This window comes from Streptomyces sp. NK15101 (assembly GCF_020400725.1).
In the GTDB taxonomy this organism is placed as follows: Bacteria; Actinomycetota; Actinomycetes; order Streptomycetales; family Streptomycetaceae; genus Streptomyces.
The window spans coordinates 44509-51723 of sequence record NZ_JAINVG010000052.1; the positions used below are offsets into that span (position 1 = coordinate 44509).

The 7215-nt window shown below is 76.4% G+C and carries 6 protein-coding genes; 3 read left to right on the plus strand and 3 right to left on the minus strand.

The features are described from left to right. Nucleotides 1-10: 10 nt before the first annotated feature. Genes K7G60_RS25270 through K7G60_RS25280 form a run of 3 tightly spaced genes read right to left on the minus strand, consistent with a single transcriptional unit; the run spans nt 11 to nt 3698 of the window. Entirely contained in the window at nt 11-667 is a 657-nt protein-coding gene (locus K7G60_RS25270; protein WP_225803231.1) for an ATP-binding cassette domain-containing protein, read from the minus strand. After that, nucleotides 664-3309 (minus strand): ATP-binding cassette domain-containing protein, encoded by a 2646-nt coding sequence (locus K7G60_RS25275; RefSeq protein ID WP_225803232.1) that lies wholly within the window; start codon nt 3307-3309, stop codon nt 664-666. Before K7G60_RS25275 ends, K7G60_RS25270 begins: the two co-directional genes overlap by 4 nt. Then, entirely contained in the window at nt 3297-3698 is a 402-nt protein-coding gene (locus K7G60_RS25280; protein ID WP_225803233.1) for a hypothetical protein, read from the minus strand. Before K7G60_RS25280 ends, K7G60_RS25275 begins: the two co-directional genes overlap by 13 nt. A gap of 119 nt (nt 3699-3817) precedes the next feature. Here K7G60_RS25280 and K7G60_RS25285 point away from each other — a divergent pair, with 119 nt between their 5' ends. From K7G60_RS25285 to K7G60_RS25295, 3 genes are all read left to right on the plus strand, one after another. Continuing rightward, nucleotides 3818-4336, plus strand: coding sequence for a hypothetical protein (locus K7G60_RS25285; protein WP_225803234.1), 519 nt, complete (start codon nt 3818-3820; stop codon nt 4334-4336). After that, nucleotides 4314-5606: an ABC transporter substrate-binding protein gene (locus K7G60_RS25290; RefSeq protein WP_225803235.1), complete on the plus strand. Its 1293-nt coding sequence runs from the start codon at nt 4314-4316 to the stop codon at nt 5604-5606. Before K7G60_RS25285 ends, K7G60_RS25290 begins: the two co-directional genes overlap by 23 nt. Nucleotides 5607-5680: 74 nt before the next feature. Next, entirely contained in the window at nt 5681-6955 is a 1275-nt protein-coding gene (locus tag K7G60_RS25295) for a glycosyltransferase family 4 protein (protein ID WP_225803236.1), read from the plus strand. The last annotated feature ends 260 nt before the right edge of the window (nt 6956-7215 follow it).

Consider the following 7215-nt stretch of genomic DNA (forward strand, 5'->3'; position numbering starts at 1 on the left):
CCCGGGGGCCTCAGCGGTACTCGGCCGGCTCCCCGCTCGACGCGCGGGAGCCGCGCCGCAGTTCGTGCACGAGCGAGCCGGGCGGCAGTCCGTCCGGTACCCGCTGCTCGGCCAGGACCACGGCCGCCCCGCCCGCCACGGCGAGCTCCGCGAGCATCCGGTAGGTACGGGCCGCGACCGGCGGGGCCATGCCGAGCGCCGGCTCGTCGACCAGCACCACGCGCGCGCGTGCGAGGAACGCGCGGGAGAGCGCCAGCATCCGGCGCTCCCCGCCGGAGAGCGTCCCGGCCGTCCTGGGGAGGAGGGGGGCCAGTTCCGGGTACGGGGCGGTGGCGTCGGGTGCTTCGGCCCCGGGCGCGGCGAGCGCGAGGTTCTCGGCGACGGTGAGGCCCGCGTACACCGCCCGCAGGTCCGGTACGAAGCACAGCCCGCGGCGCGCCCGTTCGTGCGCCGGGAGGCGGGAGACGTCGGCCCCGCGCCACTCCACCCGGCCCGCCGCGAGCCCCACCGTGCCGGCCAGGGCGCGCAGGGCGGTCGTCCGGCCCGCGCCGTTGCGGCCCAGAAGGACCGTCACCGTCCCGGCGGGCACGGGCAGGTCGAGACCGTGCAGGGCCTCCAGGGGGCCGTAGCGGACCCGGGCGGCGCGCAGGGCGATCTCGACGCTCACGACAGGATCCGGCCCCCCTCCATGGTGTGCACCGTGTGCGCGATCCCGGCGACCAGGTCCGGGTCGTGCTCGACGACGAGGACGGTCAGGCCGTCCGCCGCGAGCGCGGCCAGGATCCGGGCGAGCGCGGCGGTCTCGGCGGCGTCGAGCCCGGCGGCCGGCTCGTCGAGGAGCAGTGTGTGCGGGCGCCCGGCCAGGGCGCGGGCCAGCTCGACCCGGCGCAGCGTTCCGGTGGGCAGGTCCGCCGCCGCCCGGTGCCGTACGGGCCCGGCCAGCCCGAGCAGCCGCAGGTTCCGCTCCACGGCGGCCGGGTCCCCGCGCCCCTCGCCCTGCTCCTGGCCGAGGCGGACGTTCTCCTCGACCGTGAGCGACGGGAACACGGCGAGCCGCTGGAAGGTCCGGGCGATGCCGAGACGGGCCCGGGCGTGGGCGGACCGGGCGGTGATGTCGGTGCCGTCGAGCGTGATCCGCCCCTGGCCCCGGCGGGGGCGGAGGGTCCCGGCGAGACAGTCGAACAGGGTGCTCTTGCCCGCGCCGTTGGGGCCGACGAGGGCGGTGACGCGGGCGGGGGAGAGGACGAGGGTGACGTGGGAGAGGGCGGTGACGCCTCCGGGATAGGTGAGGGTGAGGTCGTGCGCGCGGAGCCCCTCGCGGGGCGGTGCGGGGCGGTGCGGGGCTCCGGCGGCGGCCGGCGGGCCGTGGGCGTGCGGCCGGCCTCCGGCCGGGCCGGTGCCGAGGGGCCCGGTCGGGACGCCGCTGGAGGACCCGCCCGGAGCGGCGACGGGTGACCCGCCCGGAGCGGCGACGGGAGACCTGCCCGGGGCGGCGACGGGAGGGCCGTCCGGGCCCGTGGTGGCCGGTGGGGCGTGGGGCTCGGGGCGTCTCGGGTCCGGGAGCAGCGTCAGCAGGGGCGGGATGCGGCCCGTCAGCGCTGCCAGGAGGCCTGTCAGGGCTGCCGCCGTGCCCGCCTGGGGTCCCGCGTCCAGGGCAGTGAGGCAGGCCGCCGCGGCCAGCGGGGTCAGGAGGCTGTCGGCGCCCAGGACCAGGACGGCGGCGAACCAGAGCAGGCCGCGCACCGGGTCGTACTGCTCGGGGTCGAAGGCGCGCAGGCCCATGCCGAGGAGCCCGCCGCCGAGGGCCGCCAGGGCCGCGCCCAGGACGAAGGCGAGGAGCTTGAGGCGGGGCACCGGGACGCCCGCCGCCTCGGCGCCCGGCTCGTGGTCCCGCAGGGCGGCGAGCGCGCGGCCCGTGCGGCCCCGGCGGAGGGCCGCCACCAGGGCGAGGCAGCCGGCCAGGACGACGAGCTCCAGGGCGTAGAAGGCGCGGTCGTCGGAGAAGCCCGCCGGGCGGCCGAGGGCCAGGCCGGCCGTCGCGTACGGCTGGGTGAGGACGAAGCGGCTCACCGCCACCCCCACGGCCAGCGTCGCCAGGGCGAGGGCCAGGCCGTGCCGCCGGATCGCCGGCCGGGCCGTCACCAGGCCCGCCACCGCCACCATCGGCACCGCGAGCCCGAGGGCCGGAAGCGTGGGCACCCCGCCGGCCGCGAGCAGCGCCGTGAAGAGGGCGCCCAGGCCCGCGTACGCCGCCTGGCCCAGCGCGATCTGGCCGCCGCGGCCCGCCACCACGACCAGCGACAGGAGGATCACGGCGAGCGCGGGGACCTGGACCGCCGTGTGCAGGTCGGAGCCCGCGAGACCGAGCGGGAGGAGGAACAGGACGCCGGCCGCCGGCCACAGGGCCGTCGGTACGCGGGCGGGCCGTGCCGGCGGCGGCAGGGCGTCCTCGCCCTTGCCGCCCACGCCCGGCAGGACGAGCGCCGCCACCAGGAGCGCCACCACGAACAGGTTCGCCCCGACGGCCTGGAGGAGGGGGCCCGCCCAGCCCTCCGGGTGCAGCCGGGTCAGCTGCGCCTGGGCGACGCCGATGGCGAGCGCGGCGGCCACGGCCACCGGCAGCGACCGCATCCGGGCGATCACCGCGACCGCGATCACCTCGACGACGAGCAGCGGCATCCCGTACGGGTCGAGCCGTACGTACGGGGCGAGCAGCACGCCCGTGAGGCCGGCCGTGAACGAGCCGAACGCCCAGCCCGCCGCCGCGACCCGGTCCGCGTCGATGCCCGCCAGGACGGCGAGCGGGCGGTTGTCCACGACCGCCCGCAGCTCCCGGCCGAACCGCGTCCACCGGGTCACCGCCCCCACCAGACAGGCCAGCGCGACCACCGCCGCGAGCTGCGCCCACGGATCGTCGCCGAGCAGCACGGGCGCGTCGTCCCGGGCCCCGGGGCCCCACAGCAGCACCGCTCCGCCCACCAGGAGGACGAAGACGCCGATCGTCGCCACCAGGGTCTGCGCCGGATGGGAGCCGAGCAGCGCCAGGGGGCGGAAGACGCCCCGGTCGAGGACCAGGCCGAGGGCGGGGGCGACGAGGAGGAGCGTGACCAGGGCGCCCAGGGGCAGCGGCCAGCCCCACTCGACCACCAGCTGGCGGAGCACGTACGCGCAGACCATGGCGACGGCCCCGTGCGCGAGGTTCAGCACCCCCGTCGCCCGGTGGGTGACGACCAGTCCGATGCCGGTGAGCGCGGCGGCGCTGCCGACCGCGAGGCCGGCGAGCGTCAGCTCGTACGTCAGGGAGGCCACGGCTCACACACCGGGCAGGGGGCGAGCTCCGCGTCCCCCGCCTCCACGGCCTCCGCCTTGCCCGCCACCAGCGGGCAGTCCGGGCGGTGCGCGAGGGTCCCGGCCGGAACCCGCAGGAGAGGACCGTCCGAGGACGGCGGGGGAGGCTCCTGCGGGCCGGGGAGGCGTGGCCGCGGAGGGCGTACGGGAAGCAGCGCCGCCGCACCGGCGAGGACCGCGCCCGCCACGAGGAGCGCGGCCCCCGGCACCGTGCACGAGGCCAGATAGGGCAGCTGGCGCTCCGCGAAGCGCTCGCCGGAGATCCCGTACCAGCCGAGCGCGCAGAGCACCGCGCCCCCGGCGGCGGCCGCGAGACCGCTCCAGAGCAGGATCCGGGATGTCGGCGCCATCGCGGCCTCCCTGCGGCACCCCCTTGCGGGATGTCCTCTTCCTTGCACTATGCCCTGAACCGTCCCACCCTGGAATCATCAGGCCGCCCGGCCTGCACGGACACCCGGTGGTGAGCCACATGGTTCTCAAGCGACGTGGGGCGGCGCTCGCGGCCGCCGCGGTCCTGGTCCTGACCCCCGCCGTCGCGAGCTGCTCGGACGACGGTGGCTCCTCCGGGGACCGGTCCACCACGACCGCGCCGCCCGGGATGACGGGCCAGCCCCCCGGTGGCGCCGTCCAGCCGGACGACCCCGCAGCGGCACGGGCCGAGATCACCAAGAACTGGACGGCCTTCTTCGATCCGAAGACCCCGACGGCCGAGAAGACCAGACTGCTGGAGAACGGCGAACAGATGGCACCCGTCCTCGCGGCCTTCGCCGGTGACAAGAACGCGGCGGCGACGACGGCCGAGGTCAAGGGCATCGACTTCACCTCGCCCGACGGGGCGAACGTGACCTACGACCTGCTCGTCGGCGGCAACCCCGCCCTGCCCGACTCGAAAGGCACCTCCGTCCTCCAGGGCGACACCTGGAAGGTCTCCGTGAAGACCCTGTGCGGCCTGGTCGAGTTGAGCGGTGTCGCCGTCCCGGGCTGTTGAGGCGGTCGGGGCACTGCTCCTGGCCGTGCTCCTCGCCCTCCTCGCGGCGTGCGGCAGCCGGCTCCCGGAGCGCGTCTTCGAGACGCGGCCCACCGCCGACCCCTCCGGCGGTGAGCCGCTCCGCGTCGGGATCATCACCAGTGCCACCAGCCCCGTCGGCGGGCAGGCCTTCACAGGCCCGCGCGACGGGGCCCGCGCCTGGTTCGACGCCCTCAACGCGCGCGGAGGCCTCGACGGGCGCCGCGTCGAGGTCGAGACCTGCGACGACGGCGGCAGCGGCGTCGGCGACAACGCGTGCGTGCACCGGCTGATCGACGAGCGCGGCGTCTTCGCCCTCGTCGCCACCACCGCCCTGAACTACGCGGGCGCCCCCCTCGTCGCCCGGGCCGGGGTCCCCGACATCGGCGGCCAGCCGCTCACCCCCGCCTACGAGACCTACCCGCACCTCTACGGCATCTACGGCAGTTCCGCCCCGCGCACCGGCCGCGAACCGGGCTGGGGCGGCACGCTGTACGGCGGGACCGAGGTCTACCGCTGGTTCCGGAAGGAACGGGGCGCGCGGACCGCCGCCGTCGTCTCCTACAACCAGGCCGCCTCCGCCGCCTACGCCCGCCTGGTCGTCCGGGGACTGCGCGCCGAGGGCTACCGCGTCGTCGAGGAACAGGTCGACTTCGCCCTCCCCAACTTCCGCGCGGTCGCCGCCGATCTGCGGGCCGAGCACGCCGACCTCCTCTTCGACGCGATGGACACCCACGGCAACGTGCGCCTGTGCGAGGCGATGGAGACGCTCGGGGTCCGTGTCGCCGCCAAGGTGACCAACGTGCAGAACTGGTCCTCCGCCGTCTCCCGCGACTACGCCCGGGCCCCCGGCTGCCGGGCCTCGCTGTGGGTGACGGGCTCCAGCCGCAACCACCAGGACACCGGACATCCCGAGGTCCGCGCCTTCCGTGCGGCCATGGGCGACCGTCCCCTGTCGCAGTGGCAGCTGGAAGGCTGGGCGGCGGCGATGTGGTTCACCGACGCGGCCCGCTCCTGCCTCGCCCGGGGCGCGCTCACCCGCGGCTGCGTCGAGGAGTTCATGAACCGTCCGGAACCGTACACCGCGCGCGGACTGCTGCTCCCCGTACGGTTCGAGCACCTGGCGCGGCCACCCGCCACCCGGAACACCTGTCTGTCCGTGGCCCGTTGGCAGGACGGGCGGGGCTGGGTGAGCCAGGGCGAGATGACGCGGAACTGCGCGACCGTCCCCCAGCTCGGCTACCGGCCGTGAACAGTCCCCCCGCACCGGCAGTACAGTCGGGCACCGACCGACTGACCGACTGACCTGGGGGAACCGGCAGTACGATGCGCATCTCCTTTCTGCTCCACAACGGCTACCACTACGGCGGCACGATCCAGACGACGTTCACGCTCGCCGAGGAACTGGCGGAACGCCACGAGGTCGAGATCGTCTCGGTGTTCCGCCACCGTGACCGGCCCCTACTCGGCCTGCCGGCGGGCGTGACCCTGCGCCACCTCGTCGACCTGCGCCGGGACAGTCCCGGATACGACGGAGACCACCCCGACTTCCACCGCCCCGCCGAGGTCTTCCCGCGCGGCGACGGCCGCTGGAAGCAGTACAGCGCGCTCACCGACGCCCGGATCGGGGAGTACCTGCGCGGGGTGGAGACCGACGTCCTCGTCGGCACCCGTCCCGGGCTCAACGTGCACATCGCCCGGCAGGCGAGGCGGGGGCCGGTTCTCGTCGGCCAGGAACACCTGATACTGCGCGGTCACAGCTACCGGCTGCGCCGGGACATCGCCCACGAGTACACGCTCCTCGACGCCGTCACCACCGTCACCGAGGCCGACGCCCGGTCCTACCGCGAGCTCCGGCTGCCCGGCGTGCGCATCGAGGCCGTGCCCAACAGCGTGCCCGCCCCTTCCGTACCACCCGCCGACCCCACGGCGAGGACCGTCGTCGCGGCGGGCCGGCTGACCCGGGTCAAGCGGTACGACGTGCTGATCGACGCCTTCGCCGACGTGGCGGCCGATCACCCCGACTGGAAGCTGCGGATCTACGGCTCCGGCGACGCCGTCCAGGACCTCAGGGGCGCACTGGCCCGGCAGGTCAAGGACCGAGGGCTCGACGGGCAGGTCTTCCTCATGGGGACGGTCACCCCCATGGAATCCGAGTGGGCCAAGGGCTCGATCGCCGCCGTGACCTCACAGCGCGAGTCCTTCGGCATGACGATCGTCGAGGCGATGCGGTGCGGACTGCCGGTCGTCTCCACCGACTGCCCCCACGGGCCGCGCGAGATCATCGAGGACGGCGTCGACGGGCGGCTCGTGCCGGTCGACGACGTCGCCGCGGTCGCGGGGGCGCTGCGCTCGTTCGTCGAGGACGAGGAGCTCCGGGCCGAGGCCGGGCGGGCTGCGCTCGCCGCGTCCGAGCGCTTCGACCCGTCGCGGATCGCCGCGCGGCACGAGGCCCTGTGGACGGAACTCGTCGCGCGGGGCGCGGGGCGGCGGGTGCATGGGGCCGGGCGGGCGCGGGTGCACCGGGAGGTGGGGCGGGTCGTGGACGCGGTCTACTCCCAGAAGGCGAGGGCGGGCCGCCTCCTCCGCCGCCTCCGCTGACACGGGACCTCACGCCGCCGGGCCTCCTGCCGGCAGAGCCTCCCGCCGGCGAGCCCTCCCGCCGACGAGCCCTCCCGTTGGCGGGGCCTCCTGCTGCCAGGGCCTCCCATCGGCGGGGCCTCATGCCGGCGGGCCTCATGCCGGCGGGGCTTCCCACCGGCGGGGCCTCACGCCCGTGCGGGCTCGTGCCCGGCGTGTGGGGCCCGCGCCGGGCCGTATGGCGCCCCCGCCCCCGCCCGTGTGGGCGGTCGTCCCGCTGG

Coding starts and splice junctions, on each gene's coding strand:
- K7G60_RS25280 (WP_225803233.1), bottom strand. CDS start 3,698: ATGGCGCCGACATCCCGGATCCTGCTCTGGAGCGGTCTCGCGGCCGCC.
- K7G60_RS25285 (WP_225803234.1), top strand. CDS start 3,818: ATGGTTCTCAAGCGACGTGGGGCGGCGCTCGCGGCCGCCGCGGTCCTG.
- K7G60_RS25295 (WP_225803236.1), top strand. CDS start 5,681: ATGCGCATCTCCTTTCTGCTCCACAACGGCTACCACTACGGCGGCACG.